Source organism: Vibrio methylphosphonaticus, assembly GCF_023634655.1.
In the GTDB taxonomy this organism is placed as follows: domain Bacteria; phylum Pseudomonadota; class Gammaproteobacteria; order Enterobacterales; family Vibrionaceae; genus Vibrio; species Vibrio methylphosphonaticus.
This window is the reverse complement of the sequence record NZ_JAMKMS010000004.1, coordinates 179,894-199,854: the sequence shown is the minus strand read 5'-3', so window position 1 is coordinate 199,854 and position 19,961 is coordinate 179,894. Positions and strand designations below refer to the sequence as shown.

The window sequence follows — 19,961 nt, the reverse complement described above, 5'->3', positions numbered from 1 at the left end:
ATAGTTATTTGGCGATTCCTTTTAAGCTGTGACTTCACACTAACTAAGCTCAGTTAAATTTTCAACCACTAATTTGCAGTTTTTTAAAAATTAACCTAGCTCGACCCCTTTCGGGCTTACTTTGGGTGTCATTCTCGTTCTAACGGGTCAAAAAAAGAGCCCTAATTAGGGCTCTTTCACTCGACTCATCACAACAAAAGACGTGAGTTACGCTTTCACATCTTTTGCCACGCGAGCACGTGATAACATTGACAGAAGGCAACAGACTAATACAAAGGTTACGCTAGCTGCAGCGAATGAAATCCAAACAGAGTTTGTCATACCTAGCGCGATGAAACCGACACACGATACAACCGCGACTGACAATGCGTATGGCAACTGCGTTGATACGTGGTCAATGTGATTACAACGAGCACCCGTTGACGACAAAATTGTCGTATCAGAAATCGGTGAGCAGTGGTCACCAAATACCGAGCCAGCAAGCACTGCACCTAACATTGGCAACATCATTGCGATATCCGTTGCACCAGCCATGTCACCAGCAATAGGTAACATAATGCCAAACGTACCCCATGATGTACCCGTTGAAAAGGCCATCAAACCTGCCAATAGGAATAAAATCACGGGTAACCAATGAACATCAATACTGCCCTGAACCGTAGACGATAAATAAGCGCCAGTCTTCATGTCACCAATTACAGAACCAATAGACCATGCAAAGAACAAAATCAGGATCGCTCCAAACATCGATTTAGCACCAATCCACATCGTCAATGCGATATCTTTTACGGCTAACTTTTGTTTCGCTACCGTATAAACGGCCATGGCAAGACCAGCACTACCACCGTAAATCAATGACATACCTACGTCAGTATTTTCAAATGCCCCTAGCACATTAAATGCTAAACCATCAGCGGCTAGAGCTTGGCTACCAGTAAATAGCATCGCACCGACCATGGCAAAGATAAGCACGACAATAGGAAGCACAAGATCAGACACTGAGCCGAAATCACTTTCTTTAATATCAAGCTCTTCGTTTAGTTCATGGGCTTCTTTGGCATCATTTTCTTTGTCGTGGTCAAAGCCAATGCCTTGTTTAGCGCGCATTTCATGTTTGCGCATTGGACCCACATCAAGCTGGAACCATGCTACGGCAAATACCATTAACAAAGCGAATACGGCGTAAAAGTTCATTGGTATGAGTCGAACATAAGCACCAATTGCTGAGTATTCAGTAATACCATGGCTAATTAAGATACCGCTGACAATAGTCATAATATAAGCGCCCCAGCTAGATGCTGGCATCAATACACACATTGGAGCGGCTGTTGAGTCCAAAATGTAGGCAAGCTTAGCGCGTGATACATAAAAACGATCCGTCACCGGACGTGAAATGGCGCCAACCGCAAGGCTGTTAAAGTAGTCATCAACAAAAATGAAAACGCCAAGGCACGCTGCCAGTAATTTAGAGCCACGTTTACTTTTTACGCGAGACTGGGCCCATTCAGCAAATGCTTTTGTACCACCAGATAAGGTGAGAAGTGCCGTCATCATACCCAGTAATAGTAAGAAGCCGACGATACTCATATTCCAAAGGTTCAAGCCACCGTCTTCAATGATGACACCAGAAACAGTATCAAAGACGTAACCTGCAGCATTGGCAACAGAGTAATCATTAAGAAGGAAGGCACCGAGAACAATACCTACTCCTAAAGAGAGTAAAACGCGACGTGTGATAATAGCCAAACTCAATGCTACGATCGGCGGTAGCAATGACAATGGGGAGGAAGCAAAATCGATTAAGTTCATGATCTTCAAAAACCAGTTTTAATTATGGTTAGAGATCTACTGCAGACATGTGTAAACACCCAATTTAGGTGTACACACAGATTTCAACTAAATGTTGAATAAGCGAAAGAAAAGCGAATGCTTTCCCAACCCCTACAGTAGCGCTCCATAGTTTAACAAATAATAGACTATGGCAGTGTTGTTCCTTTCAGAGACAACCCCAGCGAGAAAGCGTGATCTTCTGTTCTCACTTCGGCGACTGCGCCTTTTGTTGTCGTTCATTGGCATCACCCCAACGACAAGTACTTTTCGCAATCGCACCTCTACATCAAAAATAAGTTTATCATCCTAGACTACATCCGTAGTATCAGAGGAAAATGCTTACTTTTGCATTAGGTGCGCGCCATTGTACTTACTGAATACTCAATTGCAACATCAATATTGTGAACAAGCTGTTATAAATATAGACATTATGAAAAATTTTGCGCTGTTGAACTCAGTACCAAAATACGCCAACTATTACGACAAAGCTGCATTCGACTTATACGATGATAATCATCTTCATCAAATGAAACCAAATTTTCCTATTTTAATAATGAGAAATGAGATCCACTACAATCAAAACGTTTTCTATTAATAGCTTAAATTCCGCATCATTATTTACGTTGTTCCAACTTTTACTATTACTTACTTTACACCGTCAATACCAGTAGGTTGCTCGCAAATATGCAACTAGGCTTAACTATAAAGTTTAGGGCTTATTACCTTTGTATAAATCGACTATTCAATCTCGACTTCAATCTAATCTCTCGTTACATTTTGAATTATTCACCACCCTTTTATCAATTTTGTGTAAAATTTAATTAATTTTCACTTTTGTTACACCAGATTTATTGTCAATTAGAAGAATGACGTTTATTATTAATTCCGAATATATAAATCATGGGAATCGTCATGTCTGAATTAACAAAAACTTTGCTTAATATTCGTAGCCTACGTGCATTTGCTCGTGAGTTAACGGTTGAACAATTAGAAGAAGCCCTAGAAAAATTAACGCTGGTTGTTTCTGAGCGTCAAGAATCTGAAGAAGAAGAAAGAGCAGAAAAAGAAGCACGTGAAGCAAAACTAAGCGAATATGCTCAAATGATCGCTAAAGACGGCATCGATGTTGAAGACCTTATTGCTGCATTGTCTGGTGAATCAAAAGCAAAAACCAAAAGCAAACGTGCACCACGCCCAGCAAAGTACAAATATGTTGATGGCAATGGCGCAGAGAAAACATGGACAGGCCAGGGCCGCACTCCATCAATAATCCAAGCGGCGCTAGATGCAGGTAAATCTCTAGAAGAATTTGAGCTATAATTACTTGTTTCAATAGAGTTATTTAAAAAAAGCGCCTTCCGGCGCTTTTTTATTATCTTTCCCAATACGCTTCTTCCAAGCTGTCTTCTCTTTCTGGTAAGCCTCTAGATAATCTTGGAGAATGTTGAACCAACACCTCATAACTTGCTCTATTGGAATACTTGCATACCTGTGAAAAAGATGAATACGTTAAAAACTGATATTGGTGTTTGCTGGAATTAGGCACGTTCTCTCTGTGATGTTTATTGGCTGCCATGTCATGCAATAATGCTGAAAGTGCGGCATCACCAGCACCATTGGTATTTTTGATCTTCTCTGGACCGCCCATATATGGTGCGATATGTGAATAGACCTTAATTGGTTCATTACATTCCGCTTTTATAGCAGGACGACTAAACTCGTAACGATTAAATTCCGCAATACTACCCGGTAGTAATGGTAGCGACGTTTCTCGCTTAGCATCATTTTCGGTATAGCCCCCCATAAATAACCCTATCGGACCAGCAGTACATAGTACTAAGTCTACCCACTCCAACGCTTTATCCGATGCAGCTAAAGGATCGCTCTCTCCGGTCAACGCTTCCGCTTCGTCTTCATTCATTGCAACAACAGTGACATGCTGCTTTAAAAATTCCTGCCAATATTCAGGGTCATCTTGGATAACAAATCGGGTGCCTAACGTTAGTACCACTGGCACGTTGTATTTTTTGGCATACTCTATAGCTTGCATTGTTGCCTTTGGCATTGGATCGCCAGGCTTACAACGCACTAAATAAGCGGTTAATACTAATGCAGACGCTTTTTTGAATATATTTTCTGGGATACTTTCCGGTTGCAGCTGGTTCATTTTCCCTTCACTAATTGCAAATGTGCGCTCTCCATCTTCAGTGATGAGAGTAAAGCAACGCCCAATTGCACCATCAACACCTTGCAAGTAGTTAAGGTCCATACGACTCGATGTATTACAGAGATAGCGATACCCGTAGCTACCAATCTTAATATCCGAGCTCATCACGCCCAACAACACCGACTTATCATCAGCAAGCACAGAAAAGTTATGTAATGTATTCCCTATCGTTCCACCAGCAAATTCATTGGTTATGAGTTCTTTTTCCTTTAACTCTGTGTATAAAGCTTCTGCGGCTTTATCATCAATAACCAATGAATGTCCTTTACTCAAACGATATTTTTCAATCAAGCTACTATCCACTTTCGCTTCAATATCAACCAAGGTCTGGTCAATGCCGACAATATGCGTTTTCGACATTTTTTTACTACTCTGCGCTTGGCTCACTAATGGATCGCGAGCATGGACTGGGAAGTAGTGCTTGGATTTTCTTTGGCCTGGGAATTTCATAACGTAATCTGCTTAGGGAAAAAGAAGGCGGCAATTCTAACTCTGTATAGATCATCAGAGCAACATAGGCAATTAAGGCAAACGATTACCTATTCATTTTTTTGTCAAAAGGCTTGTATTTCTCTTATTGAAGACACACATAACGTGCTTAAGAAAGTGTGATTTAGTTCGCGGAACTGTATTGCACGTTTTGTTTCTGCTAAAATCTGCGTCCAATTACTATAGGTGGTATTTAAACATGTCTGATAACAGCCAAAAGAAAGTGATCGTCGGTATGTCCGGCGGTGTGGACTCATCCGTCTCTGCCTATCTTCTACAGCAACAGGGCTATCAAGTAGAAGGCCTGTTCATGAAGAACTGGGAAGAAGATGACAACGAAGAGTACTGCACGGCTGCAGAAGATCTTGCGGACGCACAAGCTGTTTGTGACAAGCTAGGTATCCACCTTCATACTATCAACTTTGCCGCTGAATACTGGGATAATGTCTTTGAGTACTTCTTAGCGGAGTATAAAGCAGGTCGTACGCCAAACCCGGACATTCTTTGTAACAAAGAAATCAAGTTCAAAGCCTTTTTAGAATTTGCCGATGAAGTCCTCGATGCAGACTATATTGCCATGGGCCATTATGTCAGTCGTACGTTCCCAGAAAACGGCGAAAAGCCACAAATGCTACGTGGCTTAGATAGCAACAAAGACCAAAGCTATTTCCTATATACATTGAGCCATGAGCAAGTAGCACGCAGTCTGTTTCCAGTGGGTGAGTTAGAAAAGCCTGAAGTCCGTCGCATTGCTGAAGAGCAAGATCTGATTACTGCAAAGAAAAAAGACTCAACCGGTATTTGTTTTATTGGTGAGCGCAAATTTACCGACTTCTTGTCTCGCTATTTACCTGCACAGCCAGGTAAAATTGAGACGCCAGAAGGCGTTATCATTGGCGAACACCAAGGTTTAATGTACCACACGCTAGGACAGCGAAAAGGTCTACATATTGGTGGCCAAAAAGGCGGCGGTGGTAATGAAGACCCTTGGTATGTTGCTGAAAAAGATCTTAAGCGTAATGTCTTAATTGCCGTACAGGGTGCTGATCACCCACTATTGAAGTCAAATGGCTTACGTGCGTCTCAATTGCACTGGGTTGATCGTGAAATCATCACTGAACCAATGACATGCACAGTGAAAACGCGTTATCGTCAGCAAGATATCCCTTGTACTATCATTCCGATGGATGATAACAACATCAAAGTCATCTTTGATGAGCCTCAGGTCGCCGTTACACCTGGGCAATCCGCCGTATTCTATAAAGACAACGTGTGTCTAGGTGGCGGTATCATTGAAGAGCGCATTTAATTTATTAGGAGAACTACGTGGCTAATACACTTTACGACCGTACCATAGCATTCGCTGGCATCTGCCAGGCAGTTGCGCTCGTGCAGAACATGGCAAAAGACGGTCACTGTGATTCAGACGCGTTTGAGACTTCACTTAAAGCTATCACCAACATTAATCCATCAAATACCCTTAGCGTATTTGGCAGCGAGTCTGACTTAAAAGTTGGACTCGAGTGCTTGGTTAACGGTATTGACAGCACACCGACCGGAAGTGAAATCACACGTTATATCATTAGTCTAATGGCGCTCGAGCGTAAGCTAAGCAGCCGTAATGACGCTATGTCTCAGCTTGGGGATCGTATCCAAATGGTTGAGCGACAGCTCGAACACTACGATCTATTAGACGATCAAATGATCAGTAACCTTGCTAGCGTTTATCTTGATGTCGTCAGCCCAATTGGTCCAAGGATTCAAGTCACCGGTACACCTGCTGTTTTGCAACAAACCGGCACCCAACAAAAAGTGCGCGCATTACTGCTATCTGGCATTCGTAGTGCTGTGTTGTGGCGTCAAGTCGGTGGCAAACGTCGTCACTTAGTGTTTGGACGCAAGAAGATGATCGAACAAGCCAAAATTCTGTTAGCTAGACTCTAATAAGTTAACTCGAATATAGCATTAAGATCGAATATCGCATTAAGCTCGCACCTTGTTGCGAGCTATTTGTTTAAAGCTGCGCTCTCAAGGTTCATTGCTTTCATCAAACAATCGCGTTTATTGACGATGCATCGTTTTGCTGGAATAACTGAGCCTATTAGAAAAAGGTTTTAGACAAACACCAAATTTAGACCAACACAGCCCTCGCGCAAACGTTTGCTTAATATGCGTGACAATTGCGCCGGTTATTGGTATAAAGCTCACGAAATTTAGAAACCCAATTCAGGAGAACACCATGCAACTGTCAGCATTGACTGCTGTTTCACCAGTAGACGGCCGTTACGGAAGCAAAACAACTGCACTACGCAGCATCTTTAGTGAGTTTGGCCTACTAAAGTACCGCTCTATCGTTGAAATCCGTTGGCTACAAAAGCTTGCCGCTACAGATGCAATCAAAGAAGTTCCGGCATTCAGTGCAGAAGCAAATCAGTTTCTAGATGAATTAGCAGCTAACTTTAGTGAAGACGATGCCGCTCGTATTAAAGAAATCGAGCGCACAACCAACCACGATGTAAAAGCGGTTGAGTATTTCCTAAAAGAAAAAGTAGCCGGCGTTCCTGAGCTTCACGCTGTTAATGAATTCATCCATTTTGCGTGTACTTCTGAAGATATTAATAACACGTCTCATGCTCTAATGCTTAAAGAAGCTCGCGAGACCGTTATTCTTCCTGAACTTCGTAACATCATCGATGCGATCGGCAAACTTGCTGTTGAATATCGTGATATCCCATTACTGTCTCGCACACACGGTCAGCCTGCTTCTCCATCAACAATGGGTAAAGAAATGGCGAACGTAGCGTACCGTATGGAACGCCAATTCAAGCAAATCGAAGCCGTAGAGATCCTAGGCAAGGTGAATGGTGCCGTTGGTAACTACAACGCTCACCTATCTGCTTACCCAGACCTAGATTGGCACAAATTTAGTGAAGAATTCATCACTGAGTCTCTTGGCGTGACGTGGAACCCATACACAACGCAAATTGAACCTCACGATTATATCGCTGAGCTTTTCGACGCTATCGCTCGCTTCAACACTATTCTAATCGATTTCGATCGTGACGTATGGGGTTACATTGCACTGGGCCACTTCAAGCAAAAAACAATTGCTGGTGAAATCGGCTCATCAACTATGCCACATAAAGTAAACCCAATTGACTTCGAAAACTCTGAAGGCAACCTTGGGCTAGCTAACGCAGTGTTTGCTCACCTAGCGCAAAAACTTCCAGTTTCACGCTGGCAACGTGACCTAACTGACTCAACGGTTCTTCGTAACCTTGGTGTTGGTGTTGGTTACGCGATCATCGCTTATACGTCAACGTTGAAAGGCATTAGCAAACTTGAAGTTAACCGTGAAGCATTGCTTGCAGAACTTGATAAGAACTGGGAAGTTCTTGCAGAACCAGTGCAAACGGTTATGCGTCGTTACGGTATCGAAAAGCCTTACGAAAAGCTTAAAGAATTGACACGTGGTAAGCGTGTAGATGGCGAAGCTATGCGTAACTTCATCGATGGTCTAGAGCTACCAGAAGATGAAAAAGCACGCCTAAAATTAATGACGCCAGCGAACTACATCGGTCAGGCAATTGAGCTAACTGACAAGCTTTAATGTCCATTGTTGATACCAACTCATCTTTCAATAGATTGTGATTTGGTATCATTGCGATAAAAGTTCGATATTCGAAAAAGGGCTGCAGCGATGCAGCCCTTTTGTATTGTTTGCGTTGTCACATGTTATAACAGTACAAAGAAGGTTAAGCCGTAGTACAGACGATAGAGAGGTAGCTTTTGCAAACCAATAAGTAATTGAGCCTACTTTGATACGCAATTACTTTTGAAAAAACAACGTAATTGTCCCTACTTCCTTACCAAACTTTCTGATACTCGTTAAATTAAAGAGGTGGTCTTCATCTTGTCTGTATAACCAATCATCAAAAGCAACCGTATAGGTTGACCCGTCGAGCTCTAACTCAAAATCATACTGCCATCTTAGCGCGTTCCCAACCGTTTGCCCGGTTGCGACGCCAATGATGTCATCTGCCGTTCCTTCGTATGAGCCATCCTTCAAACGCTTTATCGTCCAAACTCTTTGATCGGTTTCTCCATCATGAAAAACAAAGTCTTCGGTCAGTGTTAAGGTGTCGCCTTCCACTTCCCCTACTATGTCGACAACAAAACGTCGTGTTTGTTTATCTGTGTAATCTTGAACCATTCCCCAAGCCCGAGATTGACCATCAAAATAACCGAACAAGTCAAAACTCGGTGTACTATCTTCGTATTCATCTAAATTTGCACTACAGGACGTGAGCAACACAACCATCATTAGCCACAATGACAAAGCAAGTTTTTTCATCTATTCATCCCTATCAGTTGCGCTCTTAATTTTGGATATTGACTATTTGGTGATAGCCAAATCCCGAGAAAGCCATCATTTAATGCTTCATCGTTGATTCTTCCCACAGCTTGCAGCGGCTTTTCATCAGTTAAGTAATAGAAAGACCCCGATGCACCGTCGGTCACATAAATCAATTGCTGTCCTTCTTCGATATCGGGAAACACATCGTAAAGCCTTGCTATCCATTGGGCTCTGGTTTCCTTATCAATGCCCATTTTTTCCCACTGGTCTAAGGTGGCGTCCAAGAGCTGTGAGCGGCTGATGTCTCTTTGGTATTGTATTCTAAGCGCAACAGGATGCGGCGATACATCAGACGACAGCGTGTACGTACCTTGAGGCGTGAGAAGCTGCGAGCGATAGACATCAAAAAATAACCAGCTGAGTTGCGCTTCCCCAACGACTTTCCAATGACGCCAGGCTTCGTAACTGACTGCCTTGTCAGAGCCAGCCTTTACCGGGGCTGACACTGCTGTGAACAGTAATGCTAGCGTTGTTAACTTACGAATCATGTTTCAGTACTCCTTCCGTCAAGCGCTGATAACTGACAACAAACCAGATTATTGCTAACCACTCCACAAACAAAATCATCATGGTTAATGGTAATGAATAGCCGATGACGACGGCATCCAGTTTGTTACCCGCTAAATAACTCAGCGCGCCACCCGCGCCTCCTATTAGTGATACGTATAGAATTGGGTATTGCATCAAAGTACTTCGTAAAAAATTGGCATACCAAGAAAAGGCTAGCCATAACGTCACCAGCCAAACCGGCAAAGCGGGAACCGAAAAGATTAGGACATTGGTCATCACGTTTAGGCTGTCTAGGATAAGACCTAACAAAGCAATCACCACCACATCTCTTAGGCAGAGTGATAACCCTCGATAGGTCGTTATGATTGTCAATATAGCCAGTATTAGGCCAAACCATTGAAAGCGTTCCTGCCCAACGACAGAGAGAAACCATAAACATTGAAACCAAGTACTGACACAAATAAGTTTCGCAACGTGTGACATTGTCTTTCCCTCTTCATTTGTGCCTAGTTTGGTTACCGCGGTTCATTTCACGAGTTTCTTTGCAGAGTCATATGCACCGTGCTAATACTTTTCGCTCTAAACCCCCCTTCGCAGTAACAAAAGTAATAACGCCACATACGAATAAAGCGGTCGTCATAGCCAAGTTGTTTTACCGTTGGAAGGGCTTGTTCGAACCTTGCTCTCCAATCAGCAAGGGTGGTTGCATAATCTAATCCAATGTCGAATAAATCTCGCGTCACCAAGTCAGTATGCTTAGTGCAGGCACTGGTCAAGGCGGTAATTGAAGGTAGGAAACCACCAGGAAAGATGTATTTCTGGATAAAGTCGACATTTTTTGAGTAACTATCGTAGCGTTGATCCGCAATCGTAATCGCTTGAATCGCCATCAGACCTTTCGGCTTTAACAACGATTGGCACTTTTTCAAGTAAGAGGTCAGAAACTGTTTGCCAACGGCTTCTATCATCTCTATTGAAACCAACTTGTCGTACTGCCCTTCCAGCAAACGATAATCTTGTTTCAATAGCGTGATCTGTTCATTGAGCCCGAGTTCATTGATTTTATTTTGCGCGTAATCAAACTGTTCATCAGAAATAGTCGTCGTAGTGACCTGGCAGCCATAGCGTTGCGCCATATAGATAGCCATCGCCCCCCAGCCAGTACCAATTTCAAGTACATGATCATCGCGAGAGAGCTGAAGCTGCTGACACAGGCGTTCCATCTTGTTTAATTGGGCAGTTTCTAGTGAATCTGCCTCACTGTGATAAATAGCCGATGAGTAGAGCATGCGCTCATCAAGAAAGGTTTCATATAAAGGATTACCCAAATCATAGTGAGCATGAATGTTCTCACGCGAGTTATCCAGCGTATTTCTCTTTCCCCAATGCCCTAACCAATACAGTATGCGCGTCAAAGGGGTGGATTTTGCCTCTATGGTATCCAACGCCGACATGTTTATGGCCATCAATTCCATTACGCACGTCAAATCTGGGCTATCCCACCAGCCATCCATATAGGCTTCCCCGGCGGCAATGCTTCCACCTTTCAGTAGGCGACGATAAAAATCTGGATGCTTTACTTCTATTACCGCGTTTGGTTTGCCATGTTCTGGGCGCCCAAAACGCTCACTGACTTGTTTGTTTGCCAATCCGTTTTGCTCAAAACTTTCTACAATCGTTAAGCTACCGATATCCAATTTATAAAGACAATTAAATGCCACTGATCGGGCTGTTTTCTGAATAGTTGTCAGTGTTTGAGAACTGACCAGTGTCGTTTCCAACATAAAGCACTCCCTTACTCTTTAGAATTTTGTTGAGACAGCGCCTCCGAAGGGCTGCTTTTATTCTCTGGATGATCGTAGATGGGCATGCCTTTACACCATAATTTAAAGGCATGCCAATAAATACCAGCTACCACTTTTACTGCCATAACGGGTGTTTTGATCAGTAGTGTTAACAACTGTTTTGATCTAAAAGGTTGGCTTTTCATTGATACAGTAGCGTCAAACTCTTTGTGATCACGGTGGCAAGCCAAGTGGACAAACAGCCGCTCTCCAAGTGGTCTAAGTTTCCATTTATATTGCTGTTCAATTGGGTTAAACGGCGATACATGGAAAGCTTTGTCATGCTGCCAGTTCTCACCTTGGCTACCGCTTTGCGCTTTAACTGCGTAATAGTGACGTTCATTCCATGGCGTATTACTCACCTCAGCCAACAAGTATTGCCATTGTCCTTGCTTATCGTAGAGGTAGTAAAAATTGACGGGACTAAAATAAATCCCTAGGTAGCGCAAATGACACACGGCAATCACTTTCCCTGTAAGTTTGTCTCCGGTAAGTTCATGCACTTTGTTCTGCAAAGCGTGTTTTAAGTCACCCTGTCCGAAATAATCTGAGCGTTGAAACCTTGCCCAGTGCCACCACTTATCACCAAAGCCCCACACTGTCTGCTTTAACTGTTCCAACTCATCAAGATCAATAGCAGGCATGAACAGTGGATAGCGCAAATAGTGTTTTTTAGGTGTGAAGCGCCGATGGTCAACGCTCCCTACCATTAATCGGCTGTTGGCTACTGTATCGCTCATGCGACCCCCTTGATGGGATCGCTTTGCTCGCGATTAAGAGCCTGAATCCCTTTAACCACATCCAAAGCGCTTCTGACTCCATCTTCATGGAACCCGTTATACCAATACGCTCCACAAAACCAAGTCTCATTGTCGCCAAATAGCTCTTCTCTTCGATTTTGCGCTTGAATGGATTGTGAGGTAAACACGGGATGAGAATAGTGAAAAGTACGCAGTATCTTGTCACTATCAACCAAATTCGCAGAGTTTAGAGATACGCACAGTGTGCTGGATGATTCAATGTGCTGAAGAATATTCATATTGTAAGTAAGCGTAGGCATTTGCTGTTCACACCCTTCGCTTAACGCATAGTTCCATGAAGCCCAAGCGCGTTGCTCCTTCGGTAACAAACTGACATCCGTATGCAAAACCACCTCATTAGATTGATATTCCATGTCAGACAAAATACTCAGCTCATTATCAGTTGGCGCTTCTAGCATTTTTAATGCTTGGTCGCTGTGACAAGCGAAGATCACTTGGTCAAACCAATGCGACTCACCATTCACCATCACCTCGACAGCTTGGTTGTAACGTTTAACACTTGTCACCGGTGCATTAAGATGTATCTTATCGGCAAAACCACGCGTTAAAGGTTCAATGTATGCACGCGACCCACCATCAATGACATACCATTGCGGTCGGTTAACCACATCAAGTAACCCATGGTTAAGGAAGAATCGTAAAAAGAACCCTAAAGGAAACGCGCGCATGTCTGCCAATGTCGAGGACCAAATCGCCGCCCCCATAGGAAGAATATAGTTGGTGCAAAAGTAATCGCTAAATTCATGCTCATTTAAAAACGAACCGAGTGTCTTCACAGAGGCAATATCATTGTGCGCGAACTCTTTGGCAAGTTGATTAAAACGTAATATTTCGAACACGAATCGGTAGAAGGTAGGACTGAGCCAGTTTTTCCTTTGAGCAAATAGTGTCGATACCGTATGACCATTATATTCAAGACCGTTTGCTTGGTTTTTGACGCTAAAACTCATCTGTGTTGGCGTACTTGTGACACCAATCTCGTCCATCATTTTTATGAAGTGTGGGTAGGTTCGATCGTTAAATACGATAAAGCCTGTATCTACAGCGTGCTGCTCTCCGTCAACGTCGACATCAACCGTTGCAGTGTGTCCGCCAATATAATTGTTTGCTTCGAAAAGCGTCACATCGTGCTCGTTATGTAAGTGATAACCGCACGTTAATCCTGATATTCCTGTCCCGATAATCGCAATTTTCATAGTGAAGTCCTTTTATTTTACCGCCAAGCATTTTGTTAGCGCAGCAGCTTATTAACTAAGTAATTTTGCAATGAATACGGTAGCAACGAGATTATTCGAATAATGGCCGTAAATTTTGCTGGGAAATAGATGTGAGACTGACGTTTTTCTATTCCCTTTTGAATTGCAGCTGATGCTTCTTCTACTTCTATTATCATCGGCATGTCAAAATCGTTTTTATCAGTGAGAGGGGTTCTGACAAAACCGGGATACACACAAGACAGCTGCACACCTTTACTTTTCCAATCAAGCTGCAATGCACGGATTAAATAACTCACGGCCGCCTTTGATGCGCCATAAGCTTCCGCTCTTGGCAATGCCAATTCACTTGCGATAGAGCCAACAACCACAATATGATGCTTATCCGAAAGTCGCCCTTGTATCGCTTCTAAAACATGAATAACGCCGTAAACATTGACATCAAACACACGCTTCATGACACCAGCATCTATATGACCTTCATCCATATATTCACAATCACCCGCATTGATAATCCACAGTGTTGGAGTCGCAGGTAGGCTTTTTATCGTCAGGTCGACTTCGTCACGATTCGTCACATCAAAAGACAATAAATGAATGTTCTCGCGCCCTGCTTTCAGCTCTTCTAACTTGAGTATAGAGCGCCCACAGGCATATACCTCAAAACCTTGATTGGCATAATCATCAGCCAGTTGCTTTCCTATACCAGAAGAAGCACCCGTGATGAAAACCGTCTGATGTGAAGCGTCCATTAGTTACCCAACCTTTTTTTAATGCCTTTGATTAATCCACCAAGTACGACGATATGCTCATAAAGCATTTCACCTAGATCAAAATAGTCTCGATGGTAAATCACAAATCCTTGTTCGAATTGAATGTGACTGGCACCTTTTACTGAAATGGGCTGACCACGATTTAGCTTTGGATGTTGAAGACTCATCGTCCAAGTAAGAAAGCCCTGACTTTCAAACTGCTGTTGCTGCTCTATGTCGAAATCACATTTAATGACGTTGGTATAAAGTTCCTCAAAGTAAGCCACCAGAGACGTTTTCCCCTCTACCCTGTGAGCTGGATCCTCAAAAACGACATGGTCATGATAGATACCCTTTAATAAATGCAGGTTCTGCTTGTCTAGCTGCTGGTAAAGGCGGCTCACATCGTTAATATCCACATTACTTCCTTTTAAAATTAGCCTTTGCTCTATTAAATCTAGTCTGTTTTAAAGTTATACAAGATTTTGTTTTTTAACTTTTTGTATAAGTCATACGCAGGGCCATTTAAAAAGATCAAAAAAAAAGCTTGGCGAATTCGCCAAGCTTTTTAATGAGTTAATGCTTATTAATGCACTGGTGAACTTATGCCAGTGTCATGATTGTAATATTATCTTTCCCGCTAGGAGTAATTTTGCTGACGCAATGCATCAATGCGCTTGTCTAACGGTGGGTGGCTCATGAGTAGTTCCGTCATAGAACGTTTGCCATTAATACCAAATGCCATCATTGAGCCTTCTAGCTGAGACTCTTGGCTCATTTTCAAACGCTCTAGTGCTGCAATCATCTTGTGCTTGCCCACAAGTTTTGCCGCGCCTGCATCCGCGTAAAACTCTCGATGACGGCTATACCACATAGTAATAAAGCTCGCTAGGAAACCAAACACGAGTTCCAGTACCATAGAAACACCAAAGTAAACCATCATGTTACTTCCGCCTTCTTCGTCATTATTGTTCGACGACACAATGTTGGCGATAAAGCGTGATAGGAAAATAACAAACGTATTCACAACACCTTGCATCAGAGTCATGGTCACCATGTCACCATTGGCAATGTGGCTCACTTCGTGCGCCAACACCGCTTCAGCTTCATCTCGCGTCATGTTATGCAGTAACCCTGAAGACACCGCTACTAAGGAATCATCACGTTTTGCGCCAGTTGCAAATGCGTTGATATCGGCAGAATCATAAATCGCCACAGTAGGCATACCAATACCAGCTGCTTGCGCTTGACGACTTACAGTTTCCAACAACCAATGCTCGGTTTCATTACGTGGGGTTTCAATCGCAGCGCCACCAACTGATCGTAAAGCCATCCCTTTTGACATCATTAATGATATAAAAGAACCACCAAATCCAAAAACAGCGGCCATCACCAACAAGCCTGAAAGGCTACCAGGTTGCATCCCAGTCACGGCATAGACGATATTAAGCACAACGCTTAAGACCAAAACAACAGCCAGGTTAGTTGCTAAAAAGAGTAAGACTCGCTTCATTCACATTTCTCCAGATTAAGAAGCTTTTATTATGATCAAAGAATGGTTTCTCTGATTCTTTTATAGTGACCTCAAACCTCATCACTTCGACAATTTTTTGGGATCGGGGTATCATTTTTCGACTTCACTATATACATAGTGTCGTAGATTTAAAAATCAAGGTTAAGCATTAAATTGAAACAAACCGTTAATTTATTGATCCAAAACAACAACATAAGCCATTGAAATGGTTACGCCAACCCAGAATGGCGTCATGTATGCAACATGTTGCCATCATTTGTGACATCAATACGTTGTTACGACAAACCTAACATCGTTAGACTTTGGTCGTATTGAGTCTTGGTGTTCATACCGATAAAGTCGCCAAAGACTTATTCATTCCATGCCGAAAAGGAAAACTCCATGGTAGAAAATAACAACTTTCAGATGGCGATTGACTTACTTTGTTGTCACTTAGGTATCAGTGAGGATGAAGCAAGAGAGCAACTAGGTATAAGTGACACAAGTGAACTAGATACTCATATCCTAGAGACTCAATCCGCATTCGTCGGCTTAGCAAGCGAGAAATAAACGCTACATTTGCATTAAACCTCGTATTACATACCAACAGTTAACAAAAAATGCCGCTCTCAATGAGCGGCATTTTTTTAAATATTATTCAATACATCAAGGTTAATGTACTTACCCATGTTTCTTTTCTTACAACCAGGAACGTAAGGGATCTCACCAAGCTTTGGGGCACCCATTTTGTGCTCTAGCATCTTTATGATATCCGCATAGTGCTCAACACCCGGATTGATGCGGTTTGCGACCCAACCAACTAATTCAAGACCATCTGCTTTTATCGCTTCAGCCGTTAACATCGCATGACTCAAGCAGCCCAACTTAATTCCAACCACAAGCACCACTGGCAAGGCTTCTTGCTTTACCCATGTAGACAAACAATCGTCTTCAGATACAGGGACACGCCAACCACCAGCCCCTTCTACCAACACAAAATCACTATTATCTTTATGCTGCTGTAATACCGAAGAGAGTGTCTCATAATCAACGCTTACGCCGTCAGCTAACGCCGCGATGTGTGGTGAAGCTGGAAGAGACATCGCATATGGATTTACCAAATCATAATCAACGTCAACGTTTGCTGCTTGCTGAAGATGCAAAGCATCCGAATTGCGCCAACCGCTTTCTGTCTGCTCGCACCCTGCCGCAACTGGCTTATAGCCTATCGTTGCATGCCCTTGGTCTCCTACTGCACTTAATATCGCTTTCGATACCACTGTTTTTCCAACTTCAGTATCCGTACCTGCAATAAATAATGCTTTCATCATAATGTCACTAACCCCAAACAAACTTGATAACTCGCTGGTAATAAACCCACTGGATTTGAGAACTTGTTGTATTCCATTTCTAGCCTTTGCAACGTGTTTTTGCCAGTAAAGCTACGGGAGCGCCCCTTTACATGGGTTGCACCGATCCCTTTCAAGTCCTTCATCAAATCAAGTGCGGTTTGATACCACATAACTATTTCAGGGCAGTCTAGTTGATACGTCATGCTACCAGATTGCGCCAACGCAATTTTTATCTGATTTATCGAGATAAATCGATTCACATGCTGATATTCATCAACTTTGCTCCATGCGGTACTTAGTTCTTTAAGCGAACCCGCCACTAACGTTGAAAAGACGTACTGACCGCTGGGCTTCGTGACTCGCTTGATTTCCGCTAACGGCACGGCTAAATCATTGCACCACTGTAAGGCAAGACTCGATACCACGTAATCAAAGCTGCCACTTGAGAATGAAAGCGCCTCCGCATCTTCAACCTGATAAGTGACTTTTTCATTTCCGCACCGCTGTTGTGCTTTATGTAGCATCTCGCTAGACAGGTCAGCGCACACAACGCTTGCCCCACGTTGAAGTAACGCTTTGGCGCAATAACCGGTGCCGCACCCTAAATCAAGTATGGTTTTGCCATGTAAATTATCTGGTAATAATGCCAATAACTTATCTGCGACTTGCCGCTGAAACTTAGCATGCTCATCATAGTGTGCGGCCGCGCGACTAAAAGCGGTAGAGATAGCCAATTTGTCATTGCTTTCTTCTTGGATAATTAGCGCTTCTGACATGAGAATTCCTTTGCCGACTGTTCCAGAGCATCCACTAACGCTTGAATGTCTGTTGGTGTATGCGTGGCTGATAATGTGATTCGTAAACGCGCACTGCCTTTTGCCACCGTTGGCGGTCGTATCGCAGTCGTCCATATTCGATTAGATTTCAGCGCTGAGCAAAGTGTTAACGTATGCGCTTCATCCCCTACGACCCAGGGTTTTATCGGCGTCTGCGTATCCACATAAGCAGGAAGGTGAGCCGCTCCTTCGCAAAACAGCCCTCCCAATTCACGCACTTTCTCTCTACGCCATGGTTGCGTTTGAATCATAGTGAGCGCCGTTAATAATGCCGAGGCATGCGCCGCGGAAAAGGCCGTAGAATAAATATAGTGACGAGCAAACTGTGTTAGGTACTCAGACATCGCTTTAGAACACAACACCGCTGCGCCATTAAGCCCAAATGCTTTGCCAAACGTCACCACTAATATATCCGGCTTATCTTGGCACAACGACAGTGCACCCCGCCCGTCAACACCTAGCACACCAATACCATGCGCATCATCGACCATTGTCATCGCATTGGCGATCTGACATTGCTGGATGAATTCACCTACGGGGGCGATATCACCGTCCATACTAAATACGCTCTCGGTAACGGCTAACGTAGGAGTACTTGGCACGAATAGCGACGATAAATGAGTAAGATCTCCATGCCGATAGCGCTTCATCGTTGCCGGGCTCAACATACCCGCTTCCATTAACGAGGCATGATTAAGGCGATCTTGCAGCAGAAGATCGCCCTTCTCTAGTAATGAAAACAGCACGGCTTGATTGGCAGAAAAGCCAGATGAAAAAAAGATCGCACTGTCATAGCCAAGCCACTCAGTCAGCGCACTTTCAAGATCAGCATGAGTCGTTGAATACCCCGTCACTAGAGGTGATGCCCCGCTACCCGACCCATATTTAGCTATCGCTTGTTGGTAGGCAAGCGACAGCTCTTCACTGGCCGCCAACCCTAAATAATCGTTAGACGAAAAATTGATGAAGCGCTCACCGTTCAAAGCAAACTGGCGATGATTACCATCACCAATCGCTTGAGTACGTCTTAATAAACCTTGCTGGTGCCGTAAAGAGATCGCTTTCTCTATGCGGCTATCAAACGCCGGCTTCATAGAACAGGTCATCTTTTTCAGGACGAGATGCTACGCGCATTGCAACTTGGTCTAGTAAATCACTTTCTTGAACTTCATCAGGTTTTTGCGAGGTTTCTTCGCGATTGATACCCAACTTGTTAAATAGTTGCAGATCGGTGTCTTCGTCTGGGTTTGGTGTCGTTAATAACTTGCAACCATAGAACACTGAGTTGGCACCCGCCATGAAACAAAGCGCCTGCATCTGCTCATTCATGTTTTCGCGTCCAGCTGATAAACGAACAGCGGATTGGGGCATCATGATTCGAGCAATGGCGATAAGGCGGATAAAATCAAACGGCTCGACATCATCGACCGCTTCCATTGGTGTCCCCTTTACCTTCACCAACATGTTAATTGGCACACTTTCGGGATGAACTGGAAGGTTAGCAAGCTCCATAAGTAAGCCGGCGCGGTCACTGGCGCTTTCGCCCATACCGATGATGCCGCCAGAGCAGATTTTCATACCCGCATCACGTACATGGCTAAGCGTATCTAACCGGTCTTGATAAGTACGTGTGGTGATGATCTTTCCGTAGAACTCCGGTGACGTATCAAGATTATGGTTATAATAATCAAGCCCAGCGTCCGCAAGGTGGCTTGCTTGATCTGGAGTCAGCATACCCAACGTCATACAGGTTTCTAAGCCCATATCCTTTACGCCTTTGATCATCTCTTTGAGCAAAGGCATGTCACGTTCTTTCGGGTTTTTCCATGCAGCTCCCATACAAAAACGAGTCGAGCCTGCCGTTTTTGCTTTTTGTGCCGCCTCTAACACTCGGTCGACTTCCATTAGCCGCTCGGCTTCAACATCCGTACGGTAGCGCGCACTTTGCGGGCAGTATTTACAATCTTCTGGACACGCACCGGTTTTAATAGACAGCAACGTACTCACTTGTACATGGTTTGGTTGCTGGTGTTGCCTATGCAATGTTTGCGCTTCAAAAAGCAGGTCCATGAAGGGTTTGTCCATCAGGGCCGAGACTTCCGCTAGCGTCCAGTTATGTCTTACTTCCACAGAAAATTCCTTGCTCACATTATTAT

20 protein-coding genes and 1 riboswitch are annotated in these 19,961 nt (G+C 43.5%); of the genes, 5 read left to right on the top strand and 15 right to left on the bottom strand.

Going from position 1 to position 19,961, the window contains the following annotated elements; translation table 11 throughout:
• Positions 1–207 precede the first annotated feature (207 nt).
• Positions 208–1,809, bottom strand: a complete 1,602-nt coding sequence (locus M9196_RS06475) for a Na+/H+ antiporter NhaC family protein (protein ID WP_250616708.1) — start codon at positions 1,807–1,809, stop codon at positions 208–210.
• A gap of 130 nt (positions 1,810–1,939) precedes the next feature.
• Positions 1,940–2,122, bottom strand: a riboswitch (Lysine riboswitch).
• Positions 2,123–2,742: 620 nt separating this feature from the next.
• Between M9196_RS06475 and M9196_RS06470 the strand changes: the two genes are divergently transcribed.
• Positions 2,743–3,150 (top strand): H-NS family histone-like protein, encoded by a 408-nt coding sequence (locus tag M9196_RS06470; protein ID WP_250616707.1) that lies wholly within the window; start codon positions 2,743–2,745, stop codon positions 3,148–3,150.
• Between the two features lie 52 nt (positions 3,151–3,202).
• Here the strand turns inward: M9196_RS06470 and M9196_RS06465 are convergent, their stop codons facing one another.
• On the bottom strand, positions 3,203–4,507 hold the full coding sequence (locus M9196_RS06465; RefSeq protein WP_250616706.1) for an inosine/guanosine kinase: 1,305 nt from the start codon (positions 4,505–4,507) through the stop codon (positions 3,203–3,205).
• Positions 4,508–4,745: 238 nt separating this feature from the next.
• Here M9196_RS06465 and mnmA point away from each other — a divergent pair, with 238 nt between their 5' ends.
• The 3 genes from mnmA (at position 4,746) to purB (ending at position 8,156) form a co-directional block, all read left to right on the top strand.
• Positions 4,746–5,855 carry a tRNA 2-thiouridine(34) synthase MnmA gene (mnmA, locus tag M9196_RS06460; protein WP_250616705.1) on the top strand — a complete coding sequence of 370 codons (1,110 nt, stop codon included), beginning with the start codon at positions 4,746–4,748 and terminating at the stop codon, positions 5,853–5,855.
• 17 nt (positions 5,856–5,872) lie between these two features.
• The gene (gene hflD, locus M9196_RS06455) at positions 5,873–6,490 is read left to right on the top strand and encodes a high frequency lysogenization protein HflD (RefSeq protein ID WP_250616704.1); all 618 of its coding nucleotides are present in this window, start codon (positions 5,873–5,875) and stop codon (positions 6,488–6,490) included.
• A 295-nt stretch (positions 6,491–6,785) separates the two neighbouring features.
• Entirely contained in the window at positions 6,786–8,156 is a 1,371-nt protein-coding gene (gene purB / locus M9196_RS06450; RefSeq protein WP_250616703.1) for an adenylosuccinate lyase, read from the top strand.
• Between the two features lie 219 nt (positions 8,157–8,375).
• Here the strand turns inward: purB and M9196_RS06445 are convergent, their stop codons facing one another.
• The 9 genes from M9196_RS06445 to htpX all read right to left on the bottom strand — a co-directional run bounded on the left by M9196_RS06445 (position 8,376) and on the right by htpX (position 15,617).
• The gene (locus tag M9196_RS06445; RefSeq protein WP_250616702.1) at positions 8,376–8,900 is read right to left on the bottom strand and encodes a DUF3833 domain-containing protein; all 525 of its coding nucleotides are present in this window, start codon (positions 8,898–8,900) and stop codon (positions 8,376–8,378) included.
• Complete coding sequence (locus M9196_RS06440; RefSeq protein ID WP_250616701.1) at positions 8,897–9,451, bottom strand: chalcone isomerase family protein; 555 nt, start codon at positions 9,449–9,451, stop codon at positions 8,897–8,899. The genes M9196_RS06445 and M9196_RS06440 overlap by 4 nt, the downstream gene beginning before the upstream one ends.
• Positions 9,441–9,956 (bottom strand): DUF2878 domain-containing protein, encoded by a 516-nt coding sequence (locus M9196_RS06435; RefSeq protein ID WP_250616700.1) that lies wholly within the window; start codon positions 9,954–9,956, stop codon positions 9,441–9,443. The genes M9196_RS06440 and M9196_RS06435 overlap by 11 nt, the downstream gene beginning before the upstream one ends.
• A gap of 47 nt (positions 9,957–10,003) precedes the next feature.
• Positions 10,004–11,257 (bottom strand): SAM-dependent methyltransferase, encoded by a 1,254-nt coding sequence (locus M9196_RS06430; RefSeq protein WP_250616699.1) that lies wholly within the window; start codon positions 11,255–11,257, stop codon positions 10,004–10,006.
• 11 nt (positions 11,258–11,268) lie between these two features.
• Positions 11,269–12,057: a DUF1365 domain-containing protein gene (locus M9196_RS06425; RefSeq protein WP_250616698.1), complete on the bottom strand. Its 789-nt coding sequence runs from the start codon at positions 12,055–12,057 to the stop codon at positions 11,269–11,271.
• Positions 12,054–13,334, bottom strand: coding sequence for an NAD(P)/FAD-dependent oxidoreductase (locus M9196_RS06420; RefSeq protein WP_250616697.1), 1,281 nt, complete (start codon positions 13,332–13,334; stop codon positions 12,054–12,056). The genes M9196_RS06425 and M9196_RS06420 overlap by 4 nt, the downstream gene beginning before the upstream one ends.
• Positions 13,335–13,369: 35 nt before the next feature.
• Complete coding sequence (locus M9196_RS06415) at positions 13,370–14,104, bottom strand: SDR family NAD(P)-dependent oxidoreductase (protein WP_250616696.1); 735 nt, start codon at positions 14,102–14,104, stop codon at positions 13,370–13,372.
• The gene (locus M9196_RS06410; RefSeq protein ID WP_250616695.1) at positions 14,104–14,523 is read right to left on the bottom strand and encodes a nuclear transport factor 2 family protein; all 420 of its coding nucleotides are present in this window, start codon (positions 14,521–14,523) and stop codon (positions 14,104–14,106) included. Before M9196_RS06410 ends, M9196_RS06415 begins: the two co-directional genes overlap by 1 nt.
• A 221-nt stretch (positions 14,524–14,744) precedes the next feature.
• Positions 14,745–15,617: a protease HtpX gene (htpX, locus tag M9196_RS06405; RefSeq protein WP_250616694.1), complete on the bottom strand. Its 873-nt coding sequence runs from the start codon at positions 15,615–15,617 to the stop codon at positions 14,745–14,747.
• Between the two features lie 402 nt (positions 15,618–16,019).
• Here htpX and M9196_RS06400 point away from each other — a divergent pair, with 402 nt between their 5' ends.
• Complete coding sequence (locus M9196_RS06400; protein ID WP_250616693.1) at positions 16,020–16,187, top strand: hypothetical protein; 168 nt, start codon at positions 16,020–16,022, stop codon at positions 16,185–16,187.
• A gap of 77 nt (positions 16,188–16,264) precedes the next feature.
• Here M9196_RS06400 and bioD read toward each other — a convergent pair whose 3' ends face one another.
• From bioD to bioB, 4 genes are read right to left on the bottom strand one after another with little or no spacing between them, the layout of a single operon-like run.
• Positions 16,265–16,948: a dethiobiotin synthase gene (gene bioD, locus M9196_RS06395; RefSeq protein ID WP_250616692.1), complete on the bottom strand. Its 684-nt coding sequence runs from the start codon at positions 16,946–16,948 to the stop codon at positions 16,265–16,267.
• The gene (gene bioC / locus M9196_RS06390; RefSeq protein ID WP_250616691.1) at positions 16,945–17,745 is read right to left on the bottom strand and encodes a malonyl-ACP O-methyltransferase BioC; all 801 of its coding nucleotides are present in this window, start codon (positions 17,743–17,745) and stop codon (positions 16,945–16,947) included. The genes bioD and bioC overlap by 4 nt, the downstream gene beginning before the upstream one ends.
• Positions 17,730–18,899 carry an 8-amino-7-oxononanoate synthase gene (locus M9196_RS06385; RefSeq protein WP_250616690.1) on the bottom strand — a complete coding sequence of 390 codons (1,170 nt, stop codon included), beginning with the start codon at positions 18,897–18,899 and terminating at the stop codon, positions 17,730–17,732. Before M9196_RS06385 ends, bioC begins: the two co-directional genes overlap by 16 nt.
• The gene (bioB, locus tag M9196_RS06380; protein ID WP_250616689.1) at positions 18,883–19,935 is read right to left on the bottom strand and encodes a biotin synthase BioB; all 1,053 of its coding nucleotides are present in this window, start codon (positions 19,933–19,935) and stop codon (positions 18,883–18,885) included. Before bioB ends, M9196_RS06385 begins: the two co-directional genes overlap by 17 nt.
• Between the last annotated feature and the right edge of the window lie 26 nt (positions 19,936–19,961).